Source organism: Halomonas halmophila (assembly GCF_006540005.1).
Classification (GTDB): Bacteria; Pseudomonadota; Gammaproteobacteria; order Pseudomonadales; family Halomonadaceae; genus Halomonas; species Halomonas halmophila.
In genome coordinates, this window is record NZ_BJOC01000036.1 from 1 (window position 1) to 24,560 (window position 24,560).

The 24,560-nt window shown below is 66.2% G+C and carries 27 protein-coding genes; 8 read left to right on the forward strand and 19 right to left on the reverse strand.

The window, feature by feature from the left end; genetic code table 11:
* Window positions 1-82: 82 nt before the first annotated feature.
* The 8 genes from ald to radC form a co-directional block, all read right to left on the reverse strand.
* Window positions 83-1,198: an alanine dehydrogenase gene (ald, locus tag HHA01_RS12345; RefSeq protein WP_141321137.1), complete on the reverse strand. Its 1,116-nt coding sequence runs from the start codon at window positions 1,196-1,198 to the stop codon at window positions 83-85.
* A gap of 176 nt (window positions 1,199-1,374) precedes the next feature.
* Complete coding sequence (locus HHA01_RS12350; protein ID WP_141321139.1) at window positions 1,375-1,809, reverse strand: acyl-CoA thioesterase; 435 nt, start codon at window positions 1,807-1,809, stop codon at window positions 1,375-1,377.
* A gap of 59 nt (window positions 1,810-1,868) precedes the next feature.
* The gene (locus tag HHA01_RS12355) at window positions 1,869-2,186 is read right to left on the reverse strand and encodes a putative signal transducing protein (protein ID WP_141321141.1); all 318 of its coding nucleotides are present in this window, start codon (window positions 2,184-2,186) and stop codon (window positions 1,869-1,871) included.
* Between the two features lie 100 nt (window positions 2,187-2,286).
* Window positions 2,287-3,483, reverse strand: coding sequence for a class I SAM-dependent rRNA methyltransferase (locus HHA01_RS12360; RefSeq protein ID WP_141321143.1), 1,197 nt, complete (start codon window positions 3,481-3,483; stop codon window positions 2,287-2,289).
* Window positions 3,484-3,532: 49 nt separating this feature from the next.
* Window positions 3,533-4,357 (reverse strand): bifunctional DNA-formamidopyrimidine glycosylase/DNA-(apurinic or apyrimidinic site) lyase, encoded by an 825-nt coding sequence (mutM, locus tag HHA01_RS12365; protein WP_141321145.1) that lies wholly within the window; start codon window positions 4,355-4,357, stop codon window positions 3,533-3,535.
* Window positions 4,358-4,544: 187 nt separating this feature from the next.
* Window positions 4,545-4,700 carry a 50S ribosomal protein L33 gene (gene rpmG / locus HHA01_RS12370; protein ID WP_141321147.1) on the reverse strand — a complete coding sequence of 52 codons (156 nt, stop codon included), beginning with the start codon at window positions 4,698-4,700 and terminating at the stop codon, window positions 4,545-4,547.
* 50 nt (window positions 4,701-4,750) lie between these two features.
* Window positions 4,751-4,987, reverse strand: coding sequence for a 50S ribosomal protein L28 (rpmB, locus tag HHA01_RS12375; protein ID WP_141321150.1), 237 nt, complete (start codon window positions 4,985-4,987; stop codon window positions 4,751-4,753).
* 148 nt (window positions 4,988-5,135) lie between these two features.
* Window positions 5,136-5,810, reverse strand: coding sequence for a RadC family protein (gene radC / locus HHA01_RS12380; RefSeq protein WP_141321152.1), 675 nt, complete (start codon window positions 5,808-5,810; stop codon window positions 5,136-5,138).
* Window positions 5,811-6,018: 208 nt separating this feature from the next.
* Between radC and coaBC the strand changes: the two genes are divergently transcribed.
* From coaBC to slmA, 5 genes are all read left to right on the forward strand, one after another.
* Window positions 6,019-7,242: a bifunctional phosphopantothenoylcysteine decarboxylase/phosphopantothenate--cysteine ligase CoaBC gene (gene coaBC, locus HHA01_RS12385; RefSeq protein WP_141321154.1), complete on the forward strand. Its 1,224-nt coding sequence runs from the start codon at window positions 6,019-6,021 to the stop codon at window positions 7,240-7,242.
* Between the two features lie 20 nt (window positions 7,243-7,262).
* Window positions 7,263-7,730: a dUTP diphosphatase gene (gene dut, locus HHA01_RS12390; RefSeq protein WP_141321156.1), complete on the forward strand. Its 468-nt coding sequence runs from the start codon at window positions 7,263-7,265 to the stop codon at window positions 7,728-7,730.
* Between the two features lie 46 nt (window positions 7,731-7,776).
* A complete protein-coding gene (locus HHA01_RS12395) occupies window positions 7,777-9,174 on the forward strand; it encodes a phosphomannomutase/phosphoglucomutase (protein WP_174787734.1) in 1,398 nt (465 codons plus the stop codon).
* A 29-nt stretch (window positions 9,175-9,203) separates the two neighbouring features.
* On the forward strand, window positions 9,204-10,139 hold the full coding sequence (gene argB, locus HHA01_RS12400; protein WP_141321160.1) for an acetylglutamate kinase: 936 nt from the start codon (window positions 9,204-9,206) through the stop codon (window positions 10,137-10,139).
* A 175-nt stretch (window positions 10,140-10,314) separates the two neighbouring features.
* Window positions 10,315-10,926: a nucleoid occlusion factor SlmA gene (slmA, locus tag HHA01_RS12405; RefSeq protein ID WP_141321162.1), complete on the forward strand. Its 612-nt coding sequence runs from the start codon at window positions 10,315-10,317 to the stop codon at window positions 10,924-10,926.
* Between the two features lie 96 nt (window positions 10,927-11,022).
* Here the strand turns inward: slmA and rpoH are convergent, their stop codons facing one another.
* The 4 genes from rpoH to ftsY form a co-directional block, all read right to left on the reverse strand.
* On the reverse strand, window positions 11,023-11,892 hold the full coding sequence (rpoH, locus tag HHA01_RS12410; RefSeq protein WP_141321164.1) for an RNA polymerase sigma factor RpoH: 870 nt from the start codon (window positions 11,890-11,892) through the stop codon (window positions 11,023-11,025).
* 132 nt (window positions 11,893-12,024) lie between these two features.
* Window positions 12,025-13,002 (reverse strand): permease-like cell division protein FtsX, encoded by a 978-nt coding sequence (gene ftsX, locus HHA01_RS12415; RefSeq protein WP_141321166.1) that lies wholly within the window; start codon window positions 13,000-13,002, stop codon window positions 12,025-12,027.
* Entirely contained in the window at window positions 12,999-13,667 is a 669-nt protein-coding gene (gene ftsE, locus HHA01_RS12420) for a cell division ATP-binding protein FtsE (RefSeq protein ID WP_141321168.1), read from the reverse strand. Before ftsE ends, ftsX begins: the two co-directional genes overlap by 4 nt.
* Window positions 13,664-15,043, reverse strand: coding sequence for a signal recognition particle-docking protein FtsY (gene ftsY, locus HHA01_RS12425; RefSeq protein ID WP_141321170.1), 1,380 nt, complete (start codon window positions 15,041-15,043; stop codon window positions 13,664-13,666). Before ftsY ends, ftsE begins: the two co-directional genes overlap by 4 nt.
* Window positions 15,044-15,133: 90 nt before the next feature.
* Between ftsY and rsmD the strand changes: the two genes are divergently transcribed.
* Both rsmD and HHA01_RS12435 read left to right on the forward strand, forming a co-directional pair.
* Window positions 15,134-15,775, forward strand: coding sequence for a 16S rRNA (guanine(966)-N(2))-methyltransferase RsmD (gene rsmD / locus HHA01_RS12430; RefSeq protein ID WP_141321172.1), 642 nt, complete (start codon window positions 15,134-15,136; stop codon window positions 15,773-15,775).
* 86 nt (window positions 15,776-15,861) lie between these two features.
* Window positions 15,862-16,101, forward strand: a complete 240-nt coding sequence (locus HHA01_RS12435; RefSeq protein WP_141321174.1) for a cell division protein ZapB — start codon at window positions 15,862-15,864, stop codon at window positions 16,099-16,101.
* Between the two features lie 6 nt (window positions 16,102-16,107).
* On the opposite strand, the gene rimI is transcribed toward HHA01_RS12435, so the two are convergent.
* From rimI to prfB, 7 genes are all read right to left on the reverse strand, one after another.
* Window positions 16,108-16,572: a ribosomal protein S18-alanine N-acetyltransferase gene (gene rimI, locus HHA01_RS12440; RefSeq protein WP_141321176.1), complete on the reverse strand. Its 465-nt coding sequence runs from the start codon at window positions 16,570-16,572 to the stop codon at window positions 16,108-16,110.
* Complete coding sequence (locus HHA01_RS12445; protein WP_141321178.1) at window positions 16,559-17,395, reverse strand: hypothetical protein; 837 nt, start codon at window positions 17,393-17,395, stop codon at window positions 16,559-16,561. Before HHA01_RS12445 ends, rimI begins: the two co-directional genes overlap by 14 nt.
* Window positions 17,392-17,703, reverse strand: coding sequence for a BolA family protein (locus tag HHA01_RS12450; RefSeq protein WP_141321180.1), 312 nt, complete (start codon window positions 17,701-17,703; stop codon window positions 17,392-17,394). Before HHA01_RS12450 ends, HHA01_RS12445 begins: the two co-directional genes overlap by 4 nt.
* 43 nt (window positions 17,704-17,746) lie before the next feature.
* Window positions 17,747-19,159 carry an MFS transporter gene (locus tag HHA01_RS12455; RefSeq protein WP_141321182.1) on the reverse strand — a complete coding sequence of 471 codons (1,413 nt, stop codon included), beginning with the start codon at window positions 19,157-19,159 and terminating at the stop codon, window positions 17,747-17,749.
* A 124-nt stretch (window positions 19,160-19,283) separates the two neighbouring features.
* On the reverse strand, window positions 19,284-19,670 hold the full coding sequence (locus HHA01_RS12460) for a hypothetical protein (protein ID WP_141321184.1): 387 nt from the start codon (window positions 19,668-19,670) through the stop codon (window positions 19,284-19,286).
* Between the two features lie 196 nt (window positions 19,671-19,866).
* On the reverse strand, window positions 19,867-21,420 hold the full coding sequence (gene lysS, locus HHA01_RS12465; RefSeq protein WP_141321186.1) for a lysine--tRNA ligase: 1,554 nt from the start codon (window positions 21,418-21,420) through the stop codon (window positions 19,867-19,869).
* A gap of 185 nt (window positions 21,421-21,605) precedes the next feature.
* A protein-coding gene (gene prfB, locus HHA01_RS12470; protein ID WP_141321188.1) for a peptide chain release factor 2 occupies window positions 21,606-22,704 on the reverse strand; the annotation gives its coding sequence in 2 pieces (ribosomal slippage) (window positions 21,606-22,628 and window positions 22,630-22,704; 1,098 coding nt in all).
* 207 nt (window positions 22,705-22,911) lie between these two features.
* On the opposite strand from prfB, the gene HHA01_RS12475 reads away from it, so the two are divergent.
* Window positions 22,912-24,501 (forward strand): peptide ABC transporter substrate-binding protein, encoded by a 1,590-nt coding sequence (locus tag HHA01_RS12475; RefSeq protein WP_141321190.1) that lies wholly within the window; start codon window positions 22,912-22,914, stop codon window positions 24,499-24,501.
* The last annotated feature ends 59 nt before the right edge of the window (window positions 24,502-24,560 follow it).

The window sequence follows — 24,560 nt, forward strand, 5'->3', positions numbered from 1 at the left end:
ACAAGGGCCAGAGCCCCCGGAGAGGCTCTGGCCCGTCGTATCGCTTTTCACCGGCGCCGCAACGCCGGGTGGGGCGCGGAGGTCAGCCGATCAGCTGCGCCGCCTCCACATACTCGAGGCCAAAGGCATCGGCCACGGCACGATAGGTCAGCTTGCCGTCATGGACGTTGAGGCCCGCCGCAAAGTGCTTGTCCTCGGCGAGCGCCTGGCGCCAGCCCTTGTCGGCCAGCGACAGCACGAACGGCAGGGTGGCGTTGGTCAGCGCCTGGGTCGAAGTGCGCGCCACCGCGCCCGGCATGTTGGCCACGCAGTAGTGCACCACGCCATCCACCACATAGGTCGGCTCGGCATGGGTGGTCGGCTTGCTGGTCTCGAAGCAGCCGCCCTGGTCGATGGCCACGTCCACCAGCACACTGCCGGGCTTCATGTCGGACAGCATGTCACGGGTGATCAGCTTGGGCGCCGCCGCCCCCGGCACCAGGACGGCGCCGATGATCAGGTCCGATTCGCGAATCGCCTCTTCCATGGCATCGGCCGTGGAGAAGACGGTCTTCATGCGGCCCTGGTAACGGTCATCCAGGGTCTCGAGGCGCGGGATGGACTTGTCCAGCACGGTCACCTCGGCACCCAGGCCCAGTGCCATGCGCGCGGCGTTCTCGCCGACCACGCCACCACCGATGACGGTGACCTTGGCCGGGGCGACGCCCGGGACGCCGGGCAGCAGGATGCCGGACCCGCCCTGGGCCTTCTCGAGGCTGTGCGCGCCGGCCTGCACCGCCATGCGGCCGGCGACGGTGCTCATCGGAGCCAGCAGCGGCAGGCCGCCCTCGGCCGCGGTGATGGTCTCGTAGGCAATGCAGGTCGCGCCGCTGTCGAGCAGTCCCTTGGTCAGGGCTTCCTCGGCGGCCAGGTGCAGGTAGGTGAAGAGGGTCTGGCCGCTGCTCAGCCGCGCGACTTCCTCGGCCTGGGGTTCCTTGACCTTGAGGATCAGCTCGGCATCGGCCCAGAGGGTGGCCACATCGCTTTCCAGTCGCGCACCGGCGGCTTCGAAATCGGCGTCGCTGAAGCCGGCACCCTCACCGGCAGAGGCCTGCACGATGACGTCGTGGCCACGACCGACCAGCTCGCGGGCGCCACTGGGCGTCAGGGCGACGCGATACTCGTGGTTCTTGATTTCCTTCGGGACGGCGATCTTCATGGGGTCCTCCGATGCGTGAACGATGGTGTCGAAGCAATTCGACCTCCATTACAGCACAACAGTGATTCCACGCAGAGATGCGCCATGAAAAACAAAAAAATCTCGGACTGGACCCCCAAGGCATCGAAAATACGACTGTTAAAGACACATTAAACAGAAAGTCTTCCGCCACCTGGCTACTGGCTGACCAGGGCCCCGCCATAGCACTGCCGAAACGCCTCGGGCAGGCGTCGCGGGCGACCGCTGGACAGCTCGATACAGGCGAATCGCGTGCACGCACGCAGCAGTGCTCGCCGCGTCCCGGCATGCTGAAGCTGGAAGCGCCGGGTCAGCGTCAGACGGTCATCACAGGCGACGATCCAGGTGGCCAGCTGCAGCGTATCCCCCGCAAACGCCGGTGACAGATAGTCGAGCTCGTGCCGGTGCACGACCATGGCCCGATCCAGCTGACGATAATGCGCGAGACTCAGGCCGAGATGCTCGGAATGCGCCCAGCTGATGCGCTCGACCCAGCGCAGATACTCGGCATTGTTGACGTGGCCATAGTGGTCGATGCTCGAGTCTTCGACCTCGAGATCCAGCACGAATGGCGCAGGCAGGTCCCAGGACATGGCGATTCCTTCCGGCATAACACAAGGTTGGTGGGGCAGATGGTACGCCAGGGCGGTGGTCAGGGGCAGTCGCTGCCGCAATTCCAGCAGCGATCGAACACCCCCTCGAGCCATTCGCCGCACCCCGGGCAGACCCAGTCAGGCCGCCATGCATCCTGGCGGGCCTCGGCAATCAGCGATTCGGCACCCGCCTGATTATGCGGCGCCACCCATACCTCGGGCTCGCACTCCATGGGCGGCAGTTCTCCGGACGCGCCGCCCAGCGTCATGTTGCGCCGCTCGACCGGAATGCCGGCCGACTCGAGCAGGTTGGCAACATGACTGACCAGCAGCGGATTGGAGTGCGCGAAGACACGAACGAAGTCGAACTCACTCACGATACGCTCCTCCTCATGACCGCTCCGTGACACTGCCTGACACATCGGCGGGCGTCAGCTCTATCTACACAGCAGGCGCCCGCAGACACCCTGTTCGGGCTCAGTCGCGGAAGACCCGCACCCCCAACGCCTTGAGATAGGAGGTTTCGGCAATCGCCGGATGCACCGGATGATCCGCGCCCTGATGCCCCTGGTAGATCACCTGGGCATGGCGGTCCTGATGACGCGCCGCACCGCGTACCACATCGGTGAGACGATCCATGCCCAGATGCATGGAACAGGACGCCGAGACCAGGAGCCCATCGCGCCCCAGCAGCCGCATCGCCTCGCGGTTGAGGCGGCTGTAGGCACGCTCGCCGCTGGCCATGTCCTTGCGCTTCTTGATGAAGGCCGGCGGGTCGAGAATGACCACATCGAAGCGCTCGTCATCAGCCTTGAGCGCCGCCAGGGCTTCGAAGGCATCGCACTCGCCCACGGCAACCCGCTCCTCGAGTCCGTTCAACCCGGCGTTTTCCTCGACGCCCTGCAGGGCGCGCTCACTGGAGTCGACACACAGCACCTCGCTGGCGCCATGAGCGGCGGCCTGGACGCCCCAGCCGCCGACATAACTGAACAGGTCGAGGACGCGCTTGCCTTCCACCTGGGCATTGAGCCAGGCCCGATTGGGCCGGTGGTCATAGAACCAGCCGGTCTTCTGACCGTCCAGCAGCGGCGCGACGAAGCGCACCCCATTTTCCTCGAGCTCGATGCGCTCGGGCGGCTCGTCGCCCAGCACCTCGACGCCGCCCTCGAGCCCTTCCATGCGGCGCCCACTGGTATCGTGGCGCAGCACGATGGCGCGCGGTGACATCACCTTGTCCAGCGCATCCAGTAACGGCTCGCGCAGGGCTTCCATGCCGGCGGTATTGAGCTGCACCACCAGCACATCGTCGAAGCGATCGATGACCAGCCCCGGCAGCAGGTCGCCTTCGCCGTGCACTAGGCGATAGAAAGGCCTGGCGAAGAGGCGCTGACGCAGCGACAGCGCCTGATTCAGGCGATGCACCAGCAGCGAACGGTCGAGCTGCATGCCGACATCACGCGACACCATGCGCGCGCAGATCAGCGAATGGGCGTTGACATAGGCCACCCCCATCGCCTTGCCGTTGGCGGCTTCCACCACCGCCTGCTCGCCGGCGGCGAAATCCTTGAGGGGCGTGGTCTTGGTATCGATCTCATTGGAATACAACCAGAGGTGACCCGCCTTGAGGCGGCGGTCGGCGTTCTTCTTGAGGCGCAGGGAGCGTAGGGCGGTCATCGAAAATCTCGTGCTTGAAAGTAAAAGGGAGCAGCGCGCGTCGGGGCAGTCAGCGCTGGCAGGCCGCACAATAGACACTGGCGCGCTGGCCCAGGGTCACCAGGCGCAACTCGGCGCCACAGCGCCGGCATGGCTGGCCATCGCGGCCGTAGACATTGAGCCGCTGGGCGAAATAGCCGGGCTCGCCGGTGCCGCCGACGAAGTCTCTCAGGGTGGTACCGCCCTGATGGATGGCAGCGCCCAACACCTCGCGGATCGCCTCGGCCAGGCGCCGATAACGTTGGCGGGAAATGCGCCCCGCCTCGCGGCGCGGATCGATACCGGCCAGGAACAGGGCCTCGGCGGCGTAGATATTGCCGACCCCCACCACCACGCCATTATCCATCAGGAATGGCTTGACGGCGAGGCGCCGCCGACGCGACCGGGCGTGCAGATGATCGCCATCGAAGTCCGGCGACAACGGCTCCGGGCCGAGCTTCGCCAGGCGCCGGTCCTGCTCGACCGAGCCATCCAGCCAGTCGATGAAACCGAAGCGCCGCGGGTCGTGATAGCGCAGGATGGCACCGTCATCGAGTACCAGGTCGACATGGTCGTGCTTTCTGGGCAGCTCGCCCAGGCGCGCCATGCGCAGGCTACCGGACATGCCGAGGTGGCACAGCAGGGTGCCGACCGCTCCGCCGGCGATGGGCATCAACAGATACTTGGCCCGTCGCCCCAGCGGCCCCATGCAGGCCCCGACCAGGCGCTCGGCCAGGTCATCGGGCACCGCATGGCGCAGGCGCGCCTGACGCACGATGACTTCGCGAACCTCGCGTCCTTCGACATGCGGCGCAATACCGCGTCGGGTCGTTTCCACCTCGGGAAGCTCGGGCATGGCAGGGTCCTGCAGCGGGGCGACATGACAAACGCGAAAACCCGACCATCGGGCCGGGTTCTCGCGGACAGGCTCTCGCCTGCGGAAGGAAGCCGCCTGCGGTCGACCGAAGCCGCATCAACCCATCAACGAAGGGCTGAGACGGGCGGGACCGACGGGGCAGATGCCGGGCGTACCGGCCAGCCGATCACTTGATCTTGGCTTCCTTGTAGGTGACACGCTTGCGAACCACCGGGTCAAACTTTTTCATTTCCAGCTTGTCCGGCGTGTTCCGCTTGTTCTTGTCGGTGGTGTAGAAGTGGCCGGTTCCGGCGCTGGACACCATTCTGATCTTGTCACGCATTTCGTTTCTCCCTAATCAATCGAGCGCTGGCTGTGCGGGCAAAAGCGGTCTCAGACCGTCTCGCCGCGCTTGCGAATATCGCTCAGTACCGCTTCGATACCCTTCTTGTCGATGGTGCGCAGCCCCTTGGTGGAAACGCGCAGCTTGACGAAACGCTTCTCGGATTCCACCCAGAAACGATGGGTGTGCAGGTTCGGTACAAAACGACGCGGCGTTCTGCGCTGAGAGTGAGATACGTTGTGACCAGTCACCGGGCGCTTGCCGGTAACCTGACATACTTTGGACATGAGAGCCTCCAACCGCTTGGCCAGGATATAACCTGAGTGTTCAAAACCTGTCGGGCAAACCGGGACGACCCGTGTCATTTGACCCAAGGGAATTCAAAGGCTGCACTTTATACCAGAGGTGGCCGGGCCAGACAAGCGAGAAACGAGATTATAACAGGCCTCGCTCGGCAAAAGACACCACTTCTCCGTCGCCGACCACGAAATGATCCAGCACCCGCACCTCGAACAGCGCCAGCGCCTGACGCAGCCGCTCGGTAATGCGCTCGTCGGACTGGCTGGGCTCGGCCACCCCGGAAGGATGGTTGTGGGCAAAGATCACCGCCCCGGCACCGACTTCCAGAGCTCGGCGTGCCACCTCGCGGGGATAGACCGAGGCGCTGTCCAGGGTGCCGCGAAACAGCGACTCGTAACGAATGACCCGGTGCTGGCTGTCGAGAAAGAGGGCGGCAAATTCCTCATGGCCAAGGTGACGCAGCCGCGACATCAGATAGTCGCGCACCAGCCCCGGCGAGGTCAGCGCACCCTCGCGATCGAGGCGGCTGGCCAGATGGCGCCGCGCCAGTTCCAGCACCGCCTGGAGCTGTACATACTTGGCCTGCCCCAGACCACGCTCGGTGCAGAAGGCCGTCTCGTCGGCTTCCAGCAGCGGCCGCAGACCACCGAAGGACGAGAGTACGTCCCGCGACAGATCCACCGCCGAGCGCCCGCTGACCCCGACGCGCAGAAAAATGGCCAGCAGCTCGGCATCCGATAGCGCCTCGGTGCCGAGCGCCAGGAGTTTCTCCCGGGGGCGCTCGCCCTCCGGCCAGTCACGAATCGACATCCTTGCCTCCCGGACGATCCCCGTCGTCCTTGCCGGGTCATGCCCGCGTGCTCTTGCCGCCCCTGACAGCGCCGCTGCTGAACGCCTCAGGCGACGCCGGCTCCTCTCTCGCTGCTCAGTGTAGTCGCCATGGCCGGCGAGCGGGCGGCTACGCAAGCCCGGCTGCGAGTGGTAAGCTGGGCACCGGATTTATCGCCTGGACAACAGCATGTCTGCACTACCCGCAAGGCGCATCCTGCTCGGGATCAGCGCCGGCATCGCCGCCTACAAGAGCGCCCAGCTGGCACGCCTGCTCAAGCAGGCCGGCTGTGAGGTGCGCGTGGTCATGACCGAGGGTGCCCAGGCCTTCATCACGCCCCTGACGCTTCAGGCGCTGACCGGCGAGAGCGTGCGCACCTCGCTGCTCGACCCGGAGGCCGAGGCCGGCATGGGCCATATCGAACTGGCGCGCTGGGCCGACTGCATCATCATCGCGCCGGCCACGGCCGACCTGATGGCACGCCTGGCCCATGGCATGGCCGATGACCTGCTCACCACCCTATGCCTGGCCAGTCGCGCCGAGAAGTTTCTGGCGCCGGCCATGAACCAGGCCATGTGGGCGCACCCGGCCACCGGCCGCAATGCCCGCCGGCTCGCCGAAGACGGCTGGACGCTGCTGGGCCCGGGACATGGCGACCAGGCCTGCGGCGATGTGGGGGCCGGCCGCATGCTCGAGCCCGAAGCATTGGCGGAGCGACTGCTCAGCCCGCCCGAGCAACCGGCCCGCGGCCTGCGGCTGGTCATCACCGCCGGCCCCACCCGCGAGGCCATCGACCCGGTGCGCTACCTCTCCAATCACAGCTCCGGCAGGATGGGCTATGCCCTGGCCGCCGCCGGCGTGGCCCTGGGGGCCGAGGTGACGCTGATCAGCGGCCCGGTCGCGCTGGCCACCCCGGCAGGCGCCACCCGGGTGGATGTCGAAAGCGCCAGCGAGATGCTGGCCGCCGCCGAAGCGCATGCAGACGGGGCGGATATCTTCATCGGCTGTGCCGCCGTAGCCGATTACCGCGCCGCAAGCGCCGCGGAGCACAAGCTCAAGAAAGGCGATGACGACGCCGGCATGACGCTGCGGCTGGTCAGAAACCCGGATATCATCGCCACCATCGCCGCCCGAGCCGACCGGCCCTTCATCATCGGCTTCGCCGCCGAGACACAGGACGTCGAGCGCTACGCCCGCGACAAGCTGGCACGCAAGCGACTCGACATGGTGGCCGCCAACGATGTGTCACAGCCCGGCCTCGGCTTCGGGTCCGAGAACAACGCCGCCCTGCTGCTGTGGCAGCACGGCGACGAGGTCGACCAGTGCCACCTGCCGCCGCAGCCCAAGGCGGACCTGGCCGAAGCCATCCTGCGACAGGCACTGACCTGCCTGACCCCGACAACACCTGAATGAACGACAGCGGAAGCCCCACCATGCCGACCAAGAGTGATCGCCCTCGCCTCGCCGTCAAGCTGCTCGACGAGCGCATGCGCGACTATCTGCCCGACTACGCCACCACCGGCTCCGCCGGCATGGACCTGCGGGCCCTGCTCGATGCGCCCCTGACCCTCGAGCCGGGCGACTGCGAGCTGATCCGCACCGGCCTGGCCATCCACATCGCCGACCCGCAACTGGCCGGCATGGTGCTGCCGCGCTCCGGGCTCGGCCACAAGCACGGCATCGTGCTCGGCAACCTGGTCGGACTGATCGACTCCGACTACCAGGGCGAGCTGATGATCTCGACCTGGAACCGCGGCAGCACGAGTTTCACCCTGGAGCCCTTCGAACGCCTGGCCCAGTATGTGCTGGTGCCGGTCATTCAGGCCGAGCTCGAGGTCGTCGACGACTTCGACAGCAGCCTGCGCGGCCCCGGCGGCTTCGGCAGCTCCGGCCGCCAGTGACGGCATGCCACGCTCAATATCTTCCCGACGCTCAAGGACCGACAACATGACCACCGACAACGCACCCCATGCCCCCGCCTCGATCTTCCGCGCCTATGACATTCGCGGCGTGGTCGGCGACACCCTCACCGAGCCCGGCGTCGAAGGCATCGGCCGCGCCATCGGCAGTGCCGCCCGTGCCAAGGGTGAGGAGCGCGTCATCGTGGCGCGTGATGGCCGCCTTTCCGGCCCGCGCATGCTGGCGGCCCTGACCCGCGGCCTGGCCGCGGCAGGCTGCGACGTGATCGATATCGGCATGGTGCCGACGCCGGTGCTGTATTTCGCCACCCATGTCGTGGAAGGCACCACCTCGGGCGTCATGGTGACGGGCAGTCACAACCCGCCCGACTACAACGGTTTCAAGATCGTGCTGGGCGGCGAGACGCTTTCCGGCGAGACCATCACCGACCTGCATCGCCGCCTGCAGGAAGGCGACCTGACCGTGGGCAATGGCGAGGTCAGCGAGCAGGACCTGCGTGACGCCTACCTGGAGCGCATCCTCGGCGATGTCTCCCTGGCACGCCCGCTCAAGGCCGTGGTCGACTGCGGCAACGGCGTGGCCGGCGAGCTGGGCCCGAAACTCGTCGAACGCCTGGGTGCCGAGACCATCCCGCTGTTCGCCGAGATCGACGGCACCTTCCCCAACCACCACCCCGACCCCGGCAAGCCGGAAAACCTCAAGGACCTGATCGCCGAAGTGCAGTCCAGCGGCGCCGACATCGGCCTGGCCTTCGACGGGGACGGCGACCGCCTGGGCGTGATCACGCCTGCCGGCAAGCTGATCTATCCCGACCACCTGATGATGGCCTTCGCCGAGGACATGCTCGAGCGCAACCCCGGCGCCCGCGTGATCTTCGACGTCAAGTGCACCGGCAACCTGGCCCAGGTGATCGAGCAGGCCGGCGGCACACCGGAGATGTGGCGTACCGGCCACTCCCTGATCAAGGGGCGCATGAAGGAAACCGGCGCGCTGCTGGCCGGCGAGATGAGTGGTCACATCTTCTTCAAGGAGCGCTGGTACGGCTTCGACGACGGCCTCTATGGCGCCGCTCGCCTGCTGGAAGTCCTGTCGCGGCAGGACGCCGACGCCGATGCCTTCTTCGACCGCTATCCCCAGGACATCGGCACCCCCGAGATCAATGTCACGGTGACCGACGCGACCAAGTTCGACCTGGTCGAGCGCCTGGCCCGGGATGGCGACTTCGGCGATGACGGCGTGAAGACGACCCTCGACGGCATCCGCGTCGACTACCCGGACGGCTGGGGGCTGTGCCGCGCGTCCAACACCACCCCGGTGCTGGTACTGCGCTTCGAGGGCAAGAGTGACGAGGCCCTGGCACGCATTCGCGCGCGCTTCGCCGATGCCCTGCAACAGGTAGCACCGTCACTCGACATCAACCTCTGAGCCCGGCTGCAGACACACAGGGATTCGACATGAACGACACCACGCGTGACCCACGCCAGGTCGTGGAAGTGCTGTCCGAAGCACTTCCCTACATTCAGCGCTTTTCCGGCAAGACGGTGGTGGTCAAGTACGGCGGCAATGCCATGACCGAGGACCCGCTGATCGACTCCTTCGCCCGCGACATCGTGCTGATGAAGGAAGTCGGCATCAATCCGGTGGTCGTGCATGGCGGAGGGCCGCAGATCGGTGAACTGCTCGGCAAGCTCAACATCGAGTCACGCTTCGTCAATGGCATGCGCATCACCGATGCGGAGACCATGGACGTGGTCGAGATGGTGCTGGGCGGGCTGGTCAACAAGGGCATCGTCAATCTCATCAACCAGTGCGGCGGCAAGGCCATCGGCCTGACCGGCAAGGACGGCGGCCAGATTCGCGCCCGCCAGCTGCAGGTCGAGCAGCAGACGCCCGACATGGCCGCCTCGGAGATCATCGATATCGGTCATGTCGGCGAGGTCGAAAGCATCTCCACCGACCTCATCGAGATGCTCGCCGCCCGCGACTTCATCCCGGTGATCGCCCCCATCGGCGTGGATGAAAGCGGCCGCAGCTACAACATCAATGCCGACCTGGTGGCCGGCAAGGTCGCCGAGGCGCTGGATGCCGAGAAGCTGATGCTGCTGACCAATGTGGCCGGCCTGATGAATACCGAGGGCGAGGTGATGACCGGCCTGAGCACCGCTCAGGTCGATGCCCTGATCGCCGACGGCACCATCCATGGCGGCATGCTGCCCAAGATCCGCTGCGCCCTGGATGCCGTGAAGGGTGGCGTGGCCAGTGCCCACATCGTCGACGGCCGGGTCGCCCACGCCACCCTGCTGGAGATCTTCACCAATGCCGGCGTCGGCACCCTGATCACCGATGCTGCAAGCACCAGTGGCGTGCCCGCTGACACGCCTGCAGACTGAATCACGTGGGCTTTCCCGGCACCACACCTTCGCGAGGGCGCTGTAAACCCCTCCCTGGGCGCTACATCCGCCATCCCTGGCGGATGACCCTCGCGCCGGTGTGTTCCCGGCGCCCACTCACCTTGCGCACTTGAAACACGCTTTCACTTCCCGGCAAGGCGACAACACAAAGACCATGACGCAGCAAGCACCCGCTTCCAGCCGCCGCGATCATATCCTGCAGGGATTAGCGCTGATGCTCGAGGAAGACAGCGGCAAGCGCATCACCACGGCCGCCCTGGCGCGCCAGGTGGGCCTCTCGGAAGCCGCGCTGTACCGCCATTTCCCGAGCAAGGCACGCATGTTCGAGGGGCTCATCGAGTTCATCGAGCAGACGCTGTTCGAGCGCATCACGCGTATTCTCGACGAGGTGCAGGAAGCGATTCCGCGCTGCGGGCAGGTGCTGACCCTGGTGCTGGCCTTCGCCGAGAAGAACCCGGGGCTGTCACGCGTGCTGGGCGGCGACGCCCTGACCGGCGAGACGCCGCGATTGCGCCAACGCATCCATCAGCTGTTCGAGCGCCTGGAAACCCAGCTCAAGCAGATCCTGCGCGAGGCCGAGATCCACGAACAACGCCGCCCGGCCCTGCCGGTGGCGGCGGCCGCCAACCTGCTGATCGCCGTGGTCGAGGGTCGCATCTCGCAATACGTGCGCTCCGACTTCAAGCATCGGCCAAGGCTGCACTGGGACGACCAGTGGCAATCGCTCGCCGGCCAGCTGCTGCGTGACCCCTCGCCATCCGCCTGATGGCCCCTTTCCAGCCCTGAAACGCAAATGCCCCGGCCGTCAGGCCGAGGCATTCGTGTCTGTGATCAGCGCTCACCCGCAGGGCGCGAGGCGTGATCAGGCCACCAGGGCGTCCCCGATTTGCTGACGCACCTTCTTCATGGCGTTCTTCTCGAGCTGACGAATACGCTCGGCGGAAACGCCGTAGACATCGGCCAGGTCATGCAGGGTCGACTTGCTGTCGCTCAGCCAGCGGCGCTGGAGAATGTCCCGCGACCGCTCATCCAACTGTGACAGGGCAACCCGCAGGCGCTGCGTGGAGTCTTCTTCCCAGTCACTGTCCTCCAGCTGCGTGGCCGGATCCTGGGAGGCGTCATCCAAAAACTGCGCCGGCGCCTGGTAGGCGGAGTCTTCATCCTCGCCGCCCGGCGGCGCATCGAAGCCGGCATCATGGGCCGACAGGCGACCTTCCATCTCGCGCACCACCTCGGGTTTGACGTCGAGGTCCTTGGCGATGGCATCCACCTCATTGGTGTTCAGCCAGGCCAGGCGTTTCTTGGCGCCGCGCAGATTGAAGAACAGCTTGCGCTGGGCCTTGGTGGTCGCCACCTTGACGATTCGCCAGTTGCGCAGCACGAACTCGTGGATCTCGGCCTTGATCCAGTGCACGGCGAAGGACACCAGCCGCACGCCCTGATAGGGATCGAAGCGCTTGACCGCCTTCATCAGGCCGACGTTGCCCTCCTGGATCAGATCGGCCTGAGCCAGACCATAGCCGGAATAGCTGCGCGCGATGTGCACGACGAAACGCAGGTGTGACATGACCAGACGCCGCGCCGCCTCGAGGTCGCCCTCGTCATGCAGGCGATAGGCCAGATCGCGTTCTTCGTCGACGGTGAGCATGGGGATCCCGTTCACCGCCTGTATGTAACCATTGAGGTCATGACCCGGTGACAGGTGCCCCACCGGCAGAAGACTGGTGCTCATGTGCAGATTGTCTCCTCGAAACCCATGTGTGGAATCGGCAATTGCTGCCTTGGACGACACAAGACCGATTCGGTTCCGGCTAACGATAAATTTGTCACTTGGTCCCTGGTTGCAAACCGGTGACGCATGACATCAGCGGGGGCGGATCTGCGCCAGATGGCGACTGACGGCAATCCAGGCACCCAGCCAGCCCAACAGTGTACTACATGCCAGCAGTGTTGCCGACCCCCCGATACCCAGTGTCGGCAGCACGAAGCTGGCCCCATAGCTGGCGGCCAGCGAGGCGACCGGCCCGGAGAGCCAGTCACCGCCCAGCGCCAGCAGGCCCCAGGCCAGGATTCCGCCACCCAGGCCGTACCAGGCGCCGCTGTAGAGGAAGGGACGCCGCACGAACTGGTGAGTAGCGCCAATCAGGGTCACCACCTCGATTTCCTTGCGACGATTCTCCACGGCCAGGCGGATGGTGTTGCCGACCACCAGCAGCACCCCCAGACCGAAGAGTACACCCAGCGCCAGGGTCACGCGCTGCCCCAGCTCGGCCAGGTGACGCAGTCGCTCCAGCCAGGCCAGGTCGAGACGCACTTCCTCGACCCCGCTGACGTCGCCGAGCCGCTCGGCCAGTCGGCGCACAGCCTGCGGCGCCGGGTCTGACGGTGAGATCACCACACTCGCCGGCAATGGATTGCCCGGCAGGCGCGCCAGGGCGTCCTCGAGGCCCAGCGATGCCTGAAACTCGGCCATGCCCTCCTCGGCCGTGATCAGGCGCGTCGCTTCCACACCCTGCTGCGCCGCCAGCGCCTCCTCGATACGGCCGGCCTCGGCGGCATCGACCCGAGTCTCGAGATAGGCCGTCAGGGTCGCGCTCTCCTCCAGCTCGGCATCGAGCAGCCGCGCGCTGTCCAGCGTCAACCACAGCGCCGCGGGCAGCACCAGGGCAATGGCGATCGCCAGCATGGTCAGCAGGCTGCCCACCGGGTAGCGCACCAGGCGCCGCACACTATCCAGCGCCATGGCGCGGTGGTGACGGCCCCAGCTGCGCCAGCGTCCACCGGCACCGGCTCGCTGGGTGCGCGCCCCGCGTCGCGGGGTGTCCTGTGACTGCCGACTCATTCTGCCTCCTCGTCGCCGACCAGGCGGCCATCATGCAAGCGCAGGGTACGGTGCCGCAGCCTGGCGATCAGTGCCAGGTCGTGACTGGCGACCATGACCGTGGTACCGATTCGATTGAAGTCCTCGAACAGCGACATGATATCGGCGGACAACTGAGGGTCGAGGTTACCGGTGGGCTCATCGGCCAGCAGCAGGGCCGGCTTGTTGACCACGGCGCGGGCGATGCCCACGCGCTGCTGCTCACCGCCCGACAATTCCACCGGCAGCGCCTTTTCGCGATGCAGCAGGCCGACCTTGTCGAGGGCAGCGCGCACCCGACGCGACGCCTCGCGGGGCTCCATGCCCTGGATCTCCAGTGGCAGGGCGACATTGTGATAGATCGAGCGATCGAACAGCAGCTGGTGATCCTGAAAGACCACGCCGATCTGGCGCCGGTAGAACGGTACCTGCGTCGAGTGGAGCTGGTCGATGTCGTGACCGGCTACCAGGATGCGCCCGCGGCTGGGCCGCTCCAGGCGCATGATCAGGCGCAGCAATGAGCTCTTGCCCGCCCCGGAATGCCCGGTCAAAAAGGCCATCTCGCCACGCTCGACCCGGAAGTTGAGGTGGGCCAGTGCCTCGAAGCGCCCTCCATAGCGCTTGCCGACATGCTCGAAGGTGATCATTCGGCGGGGTCGCCCTTGTCGAAGAGGGCATCCACGAACTCGCGAGCGGCGAAGGGCCGCAGATCGTCGAGGGTCTCGCCGACCCCGATGAACCGAATCGGCGTCCCCAACTGCTGCGCCAGGGCGAAGATGATGCCGCCCTTGGCGGTACCGTCCAGCTTGGTCAGGGTGATACCGGTGACCGGCACCGCCTCGTTGAAGGTCGAGGCCTGGGACAGGGCGTTCTGCCCGGTGCCGGCATCGAGCACCAGCATCACTTCATGGGGTGCCTCGGCATCGAGCTTGCCCAGCACCCGACGTACCTTCTTCAGCTCTTCCATCAGGTGCGACTTGTTGTGCAGGCGCCCGGCGGTATCGGCGATCAGGACATCAGTGCCGCGCGCCTGCGCGGCCGCCAGGGCATCGTAGACCACCGAGGCACTGTCGGCCCCGGTGTGCTGCGCGACCACCGGCACATGGTTGCGCTCGCCCCAGATCTGGAGCTGCTCGACGGCCGCCGCCCGGAACGTATCGCCGGCGGCCAGCATCACGCTGCGCCCCTCGCGCTGGAAGCGTTGAGTCAGCTTGCCGATGGTGGTGGTCTTGCCCACCCCGTTGACGCCGACCACCAGGATGACAAAGGGCCCCTGCCCCTTGGGCGGAAGCTCCAGCGGCTGGGTCACGCCCTCCAGCAGGCCGGTCAACTCATCCTGCAGCGCCTGATAAAGGGCCTGGGGATCCTTGAGCTCCTTGCGCGACACGCGCTCGGTCAGCCGCTCGATGATCTCGGTGGTGGCCTCGATGCCCACGTCCGCCATCAGCAGCTGGGTCTCGATCTCCTCCATGAGGTCATCGTCGATCTGCTTGCGGCCCATGAAGAGACCGGCGAGGCCATCGGCCAGATTGGCTCGGGTCTTGCCCAGCCCCTGCTTGATGCGGGCAAACCAGCCCTTCTTCTCGCTGCGCGGCTTGTCCCTGGGCGCCACGGCGGCGGGTTCCGGCTCCGGTTCAGGTTCAGGTGTCTGCTCGGGCTCGGGTGTCGGCTCCGGTTCGGGCTCGGGCGTCGGCTCGGGTTCGGGCGTCGGCTCGGGTTCGGGCGTCGGCTCGGGTTCGGGCGTCGGCTCGGGCTCGGGCTCGGGCTCGGGAGTCGGTTCCGGTTCGGGCTCGCCTTCCGGCACCGGCGCCGGCTCGACTTCGGAAAGGGGCTCAGCAGTCTGCGACTCGCGGCGAGACTCGACGTCCGGCAGCGTCTCCGCCTCGGCCTCCCGGAGCGACTCGGGCTCCGCCGCGGCGGGCTGCTCTTCGGCCGGCGCTGACTCGTCGCGCTCGACCTCCTGCTCAGGCGTCTCGACCGCCTGATCCTGCTGCTTCTTCTTGCGCTTGAAAAAACCGAACATGGGGGGATTCAGCCTCGCGGGTGAACGAATGCCCACATCCTACCATCGCGCATCATGACTGTGGACACAGGGCCCGCTACAATCGCGCACATGACTCGACGACGTTCCCGACGCACGCCACCTGCCGCGCGTGGCCGCCCGGCCGGCCAGCCTCAGGGCAAGCTGCGCATCATCGGCGGCGAATACCGCCGCCGCCAGCTGCCGGTCCTCGACCTTCCCGGGCTGCGCCCCACGCCCGACCGGGTGCGCGAAACCCTGTTCAACTGGCTGGGGCCGACGCTCGCCGGCCGTCGCGTGCTGGATCTCTTCGCCGGCAGCGGCGCCCTCGGCCTGGAAGCCCTGTCACGCGGCGCCGGTGACGCGACCCTGGTCGAGCTCGACGCCCGAGCCAGCCGCGCCCTGAGCGACAACCTGGCCAGCCTGGGCATCGCCCGGGCCGAGGTGGTCAAGCGCGACGCCCGTCGCTTTCTCGAGGGCGAGCCGGTCGACTATTCGCTGGTGTTTGTCGATCCGCCCTTCCATCAGGGCCTCGCCGCACCCTGCTGTGCCGCCCTGGAGCAGGGCTGGCTGAGCGAAGAGGCGAGCATCTATGTGGAAACCGAAACGACGCTCGAGCCACGGGTACCCGACAACTGGACACTGCACCGCGAAGTTCGTGCGGGAGAAGGCACGGGGCGACTCTACCGACGCCAGCCCGACCACCGCGATTGCGGCGATAAAGACGCTTGCTGAGCCCCGCCGGCGGCGTTACGCTGCCGATTGCAGGACGCGCTCAACGGGCCGAGCCCGACTCAGCTAGACATCACCAGGAGAAACGGATGAGCAACGAACTCTTCAACCAGCTCGAACAGAAGGTCTCCAGCGCCGTCGAGGCACTGGAGTTGATGAAAATGGAAGCCGAGGAGCTGCGCGAGGAAAACACCCGCCTCAAGCAGGAACGCGAGGAATGGGAGCGTCGCTTGTCCGCGCTGCTCGGCAAGTTCGACGACGTCGACACCGGCTCGTCTTCCGCACAAGCCTCCTCCGAGCCGGAACAGCCGGCCCACCAGCAAGGCTGAACCCCGTCACGCCTGCCGTAGCCCGCGTGACATCAGAAGGGCATCCTCCCGCCCGGCGCCGTCAAGCGATGGATAATAGTCGCGGCGGCGCCCGTCCTCGCCGAACCCCCAGCGGCGATAAAGCCGTATTGCCGCCTCGTTGCCGGCCCTGACTTCCAGCAGCAGGCGCTCGCTGTTCCACCCCCTCGCCCGAGCCTCCACGGCCTGCATGAGCGTCGCCGCCAGGCCCTGCCGGCGCGCCCGCGGGGCCACCAGGAGCGACTGCAGCTCGGCATCGAAGGGCAGTCGCGATACATGCGCATAAGCGATCAGCCGCCCGTTGCGGTAGATGCCCAGCAAGTGTTCGTTGTTATCCGCCAGGGCCGATTTCAGCCGGGGCGCCTCCAGCGGGAAGCGCTGCGAGACCCGCTCCAGCTCGACCACGTCGGCCAGTGCATCGGCGTCCAGCACCCGCGCCTCAGGCGTCGTCATCGCCCCCGCTCCACAGGCGTGGCCAATCGGCGAGACGCGGCCACAGGGCCCGCTTGGCATCAGCACTCGCGGCGAGCGTCTGCAGGTCCGGCCCCTGCCAGACCGGCAACGACAACAGCGCGCTGTGGCCGTCGGCCAGCTGCAACAGGCGTTCCGTGAGCGCGGCCTCGCCGAAGACCAGCAGGCGTTCCGGCTGCCAGCCGCGCTGGCGACGCCCGCTCAGGAAGGCGCGCAGCCCATCCTGGGCCTCCTCCAGCGGCGACTCCACCGCCAGGCCCTCGAGCTGGGGCCAGCGAAAGCTCTCGAAGGTCGGCGCCTGACTGGGCACCACCCCGACCGAACGCATCAGGTTGCCCAGCAAGCAGTACTCGCTATCACTGGGCCCCCGATCCCGCGGCAGGACCAGCAACCAGCGCCCCTCCAGGCAGCTGACCTGCCAGGTGAAGCGCAGGGCCTCGTTGGACGTTTCGCTGGCTGACGCGGGCGTAGCCTGCTCCGTCGCAGGGCCGGACGAGGCCGCAGGCGCCGGCGCGCTGTCCGACGACTCGCCCGGCATCAGGTCGCCCAGCAGGGCACGCGCCTTGCGCGGCCCGCTCGGTGGCCGCACGGCACTTTCCTGCGGCTCGGAGGACGACGCGCTGGCTTCACCGGCATCCCCCAGCAGGGCATGCAGGCGCTCACTGGGGGCAGTAGCGGGCTCCGGGGCTGGCGACTCCCACTCACAGGACGGCGTTTCCAGCGCATTGGGCAGCCGATAGCGTGCCACCCAGGCCGTGAGCCCCATGGCCTCCAGGTATTGCAGCCGATGTGGCTCGCTGGTCACGAACCGTCTCCGCCGCGGCAATCCGGCGAGTTCGGTCGCGACTCGCCCCGCGCCTGCCATTCCTGAGGCGTATAGGGGTGCAGTGCCAGGGCGTGTACCGGGCCGGCCAGTTCATCGGCCAGCAGCGCATAGATCTGCTGATGGCGCTTGACCGGCATCAGGCCTTCGAAACGCGACGACACCAAGGTGACCTTGAAGTGGGTCTCGGCATTAGCCGGCACATTGTGGCGATGACTCTCGTTCTCCACCGTCAGGAAGGTGGGTTCGAGGGCCTGGAGCTTCTCCTCGATGGTCGACTGGGTGCTCATGTCGGCTCCCCGATGATGAGTGGTGAATACACAATCCGAATCTTCATTGTACGCTTTCAGAAGCGCCGCGACGACGTGCGCGCATCGCGTCTTCCGCGCGCGAGACACGTGCCAGGCTCGTCAACAGGGCCAGTGCGCCGGCCGCTGCACCGCCCCACAGCGCCCACTGCACCGGCGCCCCCGCCGACAGGCAGGCCCCGACCATCGCCACGCCCATGGCCTGGCCGACGGTGCGCGTGGTGCTCATCACGCCCGATGCATTGGCGCTGCGCTCGGCCGGCACGCTGGTCATCAACTCGCGATTGTTGGGCGGCTGAAAGAGACCGAAGCCCAGGCCACAGAGGGCGGTTCGCCACAGGCAGTCGAGTATGCCGGCCTGCGTTCCCAGCCCACCCAGTGCCAGCATGCCGGCGATCAACACCACCAGGCCCAGGCAGGCGATCAGGCTGGGATTGAGCCGGTCGGCGAGGCGTCCCGCCAGCGGGCCGGCCAGCATGATCATCAACGGCCAGGGGGTGAACAGGAAGGCGGTTTCCAGCGGCGAGAAGCCCATGCCCTGCTGATAGAGAAACGACAGGGCCACGAAGGCCAGCCCCTGGCCGACGAACGCCAGCCCCTGCGACGCCACGGCCAGACTGAAACGCGGCTGGCGGAACAGCGTCAACGGCAACAACGGGAAAGGCGCCCGATGCTGGCGCCACAGGAAACCGCCGCCGACGACCAGGCTCAGCGCCAGCCAGCCCAGCGTCTGCCAGGCCGGCGTCCGATGCCCCACCCCATCCAGGGCCAGGAAGAGTGCGCCCAGCATGAGCATCGCCCCACAGGCGCCCGGCCAGTCGAAGCCACCGCGACGCCCCGCCTCGCGCGGCAGGGCCCGCCAGGCCAGCACCACGGCGACCACGCCGATGGGCACCGGCAGGGCGAACAGCCAGGGCCAGTCGGCCACGGACAGCACCAGCCCGCCGATCGCCGGCCCGGCGGTATAGCCGGTCGCCACGACCAGCGAGCTCAGCCCCAGCGCACTCCCCAGCAACCGCGAAGGAAAGATGCTGCGATACAGCGACGGGCCGATCGACAGGGTGGCTGCCGCCCCCATGCCCTGCAGGGCCCGGAAGCCCAGCAGCATGTCGAGATCCCGGGACAGGGCACTGCCGGCCGCCGCCACCACGAACAGACTCAGCCCGGCCACATAGAGTCGACGCCGGCCGATGATCTCGCTGAGTGCCGAAAAGACCAGCAGGAAGGCGGCGCAGACGACCTGGAAGATATTGGTGACCCAGACGGCACTCGACGACGCGACCTCCAGCCCCGCCGCGATCGACGGCAGCGCGAGATTGATCATGGTGGCATCGACCACGGCCATGGTCGTGCCACAGATCAGCGCCATCACCGCCAGCCGGCGTTCCGGGCCGGGCAGGCCATCATCACCTTCGCGCGTCGCAAAGAGTCGGCTCATGAGTCGGGGTCCATAACATGCAAAAACCGGCACGGGGCCGGCTTCAGCGCGATCCATACGGGCACGCAACACCTCGCATACGGCCACGGGGGTGGCCGCCAGCGAAGTGAAACGCTGTGCCGAATCAGTCCTGGTCGGTTTCCAGCAGCATGCTGTCATCCACCTCGGCGATCTCCAGCGCGGCCTCGTTATCCAGGTCGATGGCCAGGTAGCTGTGCTCGACGCGCACGAAACGCTGGAAGAGCGACCAGTCCAGGGTCTCGGGCCACTGGCGCTCATCCTCTTCCCAGGCACGCAGCTCGGTCTCGAGAATCTCGAGGTAGCGTTCGCGCACGAAGGCGTCGAGATTTTCCGGGGTATCCATCTCGGGAATCAGGTAAACGGTACTTTCCCGTTCGACGTCCTCCAGGGCCAGATCGTCATCCCCGACGGTGGGTTCCAGCGCATTGATCCAGTCAACAAAGTGCTGGGTCGGCCTGACACTCAGGGCGGAGCGGTTGAGCAGTTTCATCACGGTCTCCTCGACGTCGAAACGCTGACCATTATGGGTGCCAGCGGCGCCCCTTACCAACATTTCTGCAACGCAGCGCCATCAGTCTGCAGCTTGCCAGCATCCTCACCACCCGGGAAGAAGCAAGGGCTTGTCGCCGGATCGGCCAAGGTGCCAACGGCAGGAACATGAGCAAAGCAAACCCCGCCCAGCGTTTTCAGTCCATCTCGGGGCGCATGGCCGGAAACAGCAACACATCACGGATGGAAGCGCTGTCCGTGAGCAGCATCACCAGTCGGTCGATGCCGATGCCCTCGCCCGCCGTCGGCGGCATGCCGTACTCCAGGGCCCGGACATAGTCGGCATCATAGTACATGGCCTCGTCGTCGCCGGCCTCCTTCTCGGCCACCTGCTCGGCAAAGCGCTCGGCCTGGTCCTCGGCATCATTGAGCTCGGAGAAGCCATTGGCCAGCTCGCGGCCACCGACGAAGAACTCGAAGCGCTCGGTGACGAAGGGATTGCTGTCCTTGCGACGCGCCAGCGGGCTGACCTCGGTGGGATAGTCGGTGATGAAGGTCGGCTGCTGCAGACGATGCTCGACGGTCTCCTCGAAGATCTCGATCTGAACCTTGCCGAGCCCCCAGCCCTCCTGGAGCTTGATACCCAGCCCCTGGGCAATCTGCCGGGCCCGGCTCTCGTCGGCCAGCGCCTCGGCGCTGATGTCATCGTTATAGGCCAGGATGGCATCGAAGACGCTGAGACGCTCGAAGGGCTTGCCGAAATCGTATTCGACGGTCTCCAGCACCTCGCCCTCGGCGTCCCTCACGGTATTGATCACCAGGGAGTCGCCCAGCACCGTGCGCGTCACCTGACGCAGCATGGCCTCGGTGAAGTCCATCAGGTCATGGTAGTCCGCATAGGCCTGGTAGTACTCGACCATGGTGAACTCGGGGTTGTGACGCGTGGACAACCCCTCGTTGCGGAAATTGCGGTTGATCTCGAAGACCTTCTCGAAGCCGCCCACCACCAGTCGCTTGAGGTAGAGCTCCGGGGCGACGCGCAGGTACATGTCCATGTCCAGCGCATTGTGATGAGTGATGAAGGGTCGTGCCGTGGCGCCCCCGGGGATCTGCTGCAGCATCGGCGTCTCGACTTCCATGAAGCCGTGATCTTCGAAGAAGCGACGCATGGCGCTGATCACGCCGGCGCGGGTCTTGAAGACATCCCGCGAGCCGGGGTTCATGATCAGGTCGACATAGCGCTGACGATAGCGGGCTTCCATATCGGTCAGGCCGTGGAACTTGTCGGGCAGCGGACGCAGGCTCTTGGTCAACAGCCGCGCCTGCTCCATCATCACGTAGAGATCGCCCTTGCCCGACTTGTGCACCGGCCCGCTGCCGGCCACGATGTCGCCGATGTCCCAGCCCTTGATGTCCTCGAGCAGCTCGGCCGGCAGGCCCTTCTTGTCGACATACAGCTGAATCTGACCGGACACGTCCTGAATGACGATGAAGGGCCCGCGCTTACGCAGGATACGCCCAGCCACGGCCGCCGGACGGCCCAGGGACTCGAGCTCGGCCTTGTCCTTCTCGCCCAGTTCGTCCTGCAGCTCCGCGGCCAGGCTGTCACGCCGGAAGTCATTGGGAAAGGCACTGCCTCCCTCGACGGCGGCACGTTCACGGCGTTCGGCCAACTTGGCACGGCGCTCCGCGATCAGGTGATTCTCGTCGGTGGTCGCCGCGGAGGCCTGTGAGTTCTCCTGGTGGGCCATATTGCTACCTGTCTAAGTGGTCTACGGGCTTCGGATTGCGAGTTGCGAGCTTCGAGCTGCGGGTTGCGAGCTGTGAGGCGGTTTCATTCCAGCTTCAAGCTTCGGGGCTGGCTCGTTTCTCGTAGCTCATTTCTCGCAGCTCGTTTCTCGTAGCGCATTCCTCGCAGCTCGCCTCGCGGGGCGCGTCACAGCCCCTGCTTCAAGCTGGCGATGATGTACTGGTCCAGATCGCCGTCCAGCACCTTCTCGCAGCTGCTGGATTGCACGCCGGTCCGCAGGTCCTTGATGCGCTGATCATCCAGCACATAGGAACGGATCTGGCTGCCCCAGCCAATATCGGACTTGGAGTCCTCGGCTTCCTGCTTGGCGGCATTGCGCTTTTCCATCTCGAGTTCCCACAGCTTCGCCCGCAGCTGTTTCATGGCGAAGTCGCGGTTGGCGTGCTGGCTGCGCTGGCTCTGGCAGGCCACCACGATACCGGTGGGCTCGTGGGTCACACGTACCGCGGAGTCGGTGGTGTTGACGTGCTGACCGCCGGCGCCACTCGAACGATAGGTGTCGACACGCAGGTCCGAGGGATTGATCTCGACCTCGAAGCTGTCATCGACTTCCGGCGACAGGAACACCGAGGCGAAGGAAGTATGACGCCGGCCGCCGGAGTCGAACGGGCTCTTGCGCACCAGACGATGGACGCCGGTCTCGGTGCGCAGCCAGCCGAAGGCATACTCGCCCTGGATGTGCACGGTGGCCGACTTGATGCCGGCCACATCACCGGCCGACAGCTCGATCATGTCCGCCTTGAAATTGTGGTGCTCGGCCCAGCGCAGATACATGCGCAGCAGCATGTTGGCCCAGTCCTGAGCCTCGGTGCCACCGGAGCCCGCCTGGATATCCAGATAGGCGTTGTTGGGGTCCATCTCGCCGGAGAACATGCGCCGGAACTCGAGCTTCTCGAGGTTGGCCTGGAGGTTTTCCAGCTCGCGGCCCACCTCCTCGACGGTATCCGCGTCTTCTTCCATCTCGGCCAGTTCGAGCAGGTCGCGATTGTCGTTCAGGCCGCGCTCCAGCTCATCGATGGTCTCCACCACCATCTCGAGGGTCGCCCGCTCCTTGCCCAGTTTCTGGGCATGATCGGGGTCGCTCCAGACGTTGGGGTCCTCGAGCTCGCGAGTGACTTCTTCTAGCCGTTCTTTCTTCTCGGCATAGTCAAAGATACCCCCTCAGGACGTCTGTCCGTTCAGACAGGTCCTTGATGAGGTGATTGATAGGATTGACTTCCTGCATGACGCTCGCCTAATTTTCAGAGAATGTCCGCGGCCTCCAGCGTGCCAGCGGCCAAGGAAGGGAAGAGCATTGTAGCCAAATGCCATCACAGCGTCATCCCGTCGCCAGCCTGGCGTCATGTCGCCTTGCGGGCGGGCCGGTGGCACGCTGTCAGGCCCTGCCGGCCCTTGCCCGCCGACAACAACATCAACCAAGAAGAGACACACGATGCATAACCGCATTCCCCTGATGAGCGCCATGGCGCTTGCTTCTGCCCTGCTGGCGTCGCCCGTGGCGGCGCAGACCCTGGACATCGGCATCAGCGGCGACCCGAGCTCACTGGACCCTTCGCGCATTACCGGCGGTGTCTGGGAAGAAGACGTGCTGCGCGACATCTTCGAGGGCCTGATCGCCGTCAATGCCCAGGGCGAGATGATCCCCGGTGCGGCCAGTGACTGGACCGTCAGCGAGGGCGGTAAGCGCTGGACCTTCACCCTGCGCGACGATCTAAGTTGGTCGGACGGCGAACCGCTGACCGCCGAGGACTTCGTGTTCGCCCTGCGTCGCCAGGTGAATCCGGAAACCGCTTCCAACTATGCGCACCGCCTTTATCCGGTGGTCAACGCCGAAGCGGTCAATGCCGGTGACAAGCCACTGGAGGCGCTCGGCGTGGAAAGCCAGGATGACGGCCGCACCCTGGTCATTCACCTCAAGGAGCCGGCGGCCTACTTCCTCAAGACCCTGATCCTGCCCTTCGGCTACCCGTTGCCCGAGCATGTGGTCAAGAAGCACGGCGATGACTGGAGCCGCCCGGAGAATATCGTCGTCAACGGTGCTTTCAAGCCCGTCAGCCGGGTCGCCAACACGCGCCTGGAAACCGTCCGCAACCCGGAGTATCACGCCGCCGACAGCGTCAGCCTGGAGGGCGTCAACTACTTTCCGGTGGAAGACAAGAACGCTGGCATCTCGCGCTTCCGAGCCGGCGAACTGGATATCCTGCGCGACTTCCCGGCGGCCCGCTATCAATGGCTAACCGATAACCTGCCGGAGGCTACCCGGATCACGCCCTCGCTGGGCAGCTACTACTATGTTTTCAACCTGGCCGAGGACTCCCCGGTCGCCGACGAGCGCATTCGCGAGGCCCTGTCGCTGACCATTCGCCGCGAGGTGATCGCCAACCAATTGCTCGACGGCGCCGTCACCCCCGCCCACTCACTGGTACCCACCGGCGTGAACCACTACACCCCCGCCGTGCAGCCGGGGCTCGACGAGGACATGGAAACCCGCATGGCCCGCGCCCGCGAGCTCATGCAGAAAGCCGGCCATGGCCCGGACAATCCCCTCGAGTTGACCCTGCGCTACAACAGCAGCGAGGAGCACAAGCGTATCGCGGTGGCGGTGGCCGCCATGTGGAAACCGCTGGGCGTCGAGGTCGAGATGCGCGCCAGCGAAGCCAATATTCACTACTCCGAGCTGATGGAAGCCGACTTTCAGGTCGCCCGCGCCGCATGGATCTCCAGTTACGACGACGCCCAGAACTTCCTGCAGTTGCTCTCCAGCGAAGGCACGAACAATTACGGCAACTACACCAACCCACAATTCGACAGCCTGCTCGCCGAGGCCGACCGCGAGTCGGACGACGACGCGCGGCGCGACATGATGGAACGCGCCGAGGCCATGGCCCTGGCCGACTATCCGCTGGCGCCCATCTATCTCTACAGTGCTCGCAACCTGGTCGACCCGGCCCTGAGCGGCTGGGAAAATAACGCCCTGGACATGCATCCGTCGCGTTACATCTCGCTCGACGAAACCAACTGAGCCTACCGACCTGCGCCCCGCCACTGCGGGAGCGCAGCGGCGTGCCCGCGCTTCACTGA

What these genes read in the sequence shown, in the direction of transcription:
- ald (WP_141321137.1), bottom strand. Translation starts at nt 1,198, where the DNA reads ATGAAGATCGCCGTCCCGAAGGAAATCAAGAACCACGAGTATCGCGTC.
- HHA01_RS12350 (WP_141321139.1), bottom strand. Translation starts at nt 1,809, where the DNA reads ATGTCCTGGGACCTGCCTGCGCCATTCGTGCTGGATCTCGAGGTCGAA.
- HHA01_RS12360 (WP_141321143.1), bottom strand. Translation starts at nt 3,483, where the DNA reads ATGACCGCCCTACGCTCCCTGCGCCTCAAGAAGAACGCCGACCGCCGC.
- mutM (WP_141321145.1), bottom strand. Translation starts at nt 4,357, where the DNA reads ATGCCCGAGCTTCCCGAGGTGGAAACGACCCGACGCGGTATTGCGCCG.
- rpmG (WP_141321147.1), bottom strand. Translation starts at nt 4,700, where the DNA reads ATGCGTGACAAGATCAGAATGGTGTCCAGCGCCGGAACCGGCCACTTC.
- rpmB (WP_141321150.1), bottom strand. Translation starts at nt 4,987, where the DNA reads ATGTCCAAAGTATGTCAGGTTACCGGCAAGCGCCCGGTGACTGGTCAC.
- radC (WP_141321152.1), bottom strand. Translation starts at nt 5,810, where the DNA reads ATGTCGATTCGTGACTGGCCGGAGGGCGAGCGCCCCCGGGAGAAACTC.
- coaBC (WP_141321154.1), top strand. Translation starts at nt 6,019, where the DNA reads ATGTCTGCACTACCCGCAAGGCGCATCCTGCTCGGGATCAGCGCCGGC.
- dut (WP_141321156.1), top strand. Translation starts at nt 7,263, where the DNA reads ATGCCGACCAAGAGTGATCGCCCTCGCCTCGCCGTCAAGCTGCTCGAC.
- HHA01_RS12395 (WP_174787734.1), top strand. Translation starts at nt 7,777, where the DNA reads ATGACCACCGACAACGCACCCCATGCCCCCGCCTCGATCTTCCGCGCC.
- argB (WP_141321160.1), top strand. Translation starts at nt 9,204, where the DNA reads ATGAACGACACCACGCGTGACCCACGCCAGGTCGTGGAAGTGCTGTCC.
- slmA (WP_141321162.1), top strand. Translation starts at nt 10,315, where the DNA reads ATGACGCAGCAAGCACCCGCTTCCAGCCGCCGCGATCATATCCTGCAG.
- rpoH (WP_141321164.1), bottom strand. Translation starts at nt 11,892, where the DNA reads ATGAGCACCAGTCTTCTGCCGGTGGGGCACCTGTCACCGGGTCATGAC.
- ftsX (WP_141321166.1), bottom strand. Translation starts at nt 13,002, where the DNA reads ATGAGTCGGCAGTCACAGGACACCCCGCGACGCGGGGCGCGCACCCAG.
- ftsE (WP_141321168.1), bottom strand. Translation starts at nt 13,667, where the DNA reads ATGATCACCTTCGAGCATGTCGGCAAGCGCTATGGAGGGCGCTTCGAG.
- ftsY (WP_141321170.1), bottom strand. Translation starts at nt 15,043, where the DNA reads ATGTTCGGTTTTTTCAAGCGCAAGAAGAAGCAGCAGGATCAGGCGGTC.
- rsmD (WP_141321172.1), top strand. Translation starts at nt 15,134, where the DNA reads ATGACTCGACGACGTTCCCGACGCACGCCACCTGCCGCGCGTGGCCGC.
- HHA01_RS12435 (WP_141321174.1), top strand. Translation starts at nt 15,862, where the DNA reads ATGAGCAACGAACTCTTCAACCAGCTCGAACAGAAGGTCTCCAGCGCC.
- rimI (WP_141321176.1), bottom strand. Translation starts at nt 16,572, where the DNA reads ATGACGACGCCTGAGGCGCGGGTGCTGGACGCCGATGCACTGGCCGAC.
- HHA01_RS12450 (WP_141321180.1), bottom strand. Translation starts at nt 17,703, where the DNA reads ATGAGCACCCAGTCGACCATCGAGGAGAAGCTCCAGGCCCTCGAACCC.
- HHA01_RS12455 (WP_141321182.1), bottom strand. Translation starts at nt 19,159, where the DNA reads ATGAGCCGACTCTTTGCGACGCGCGAAGGTGATGATGGCCTGCCCGGC.
- HHA01_RS12460 (WP_141321184.1), bottom strand. Translation starts at nt 19,670, where the DNA reads ATGAAACTGCTCAACCGCTCCGCCCTGAGTGTCAGGCCGACCCAGCAC.
- lysS (WP_141321186.1), bottom strand. Translation starts at nt 21,420, where the DNA reads ATGGCCCACCAGGAGAACTCACAGGCCTCCGCGGCGACCACCGACGAG.
- HHA01_RS12475 (WP_141321190.1), top strand. Translation starts at nt 22,912, where the DNA reads ATGCATAACCGCATTCCCCTGATGAGCGCCATGGCGCTTGCTTCTGCC.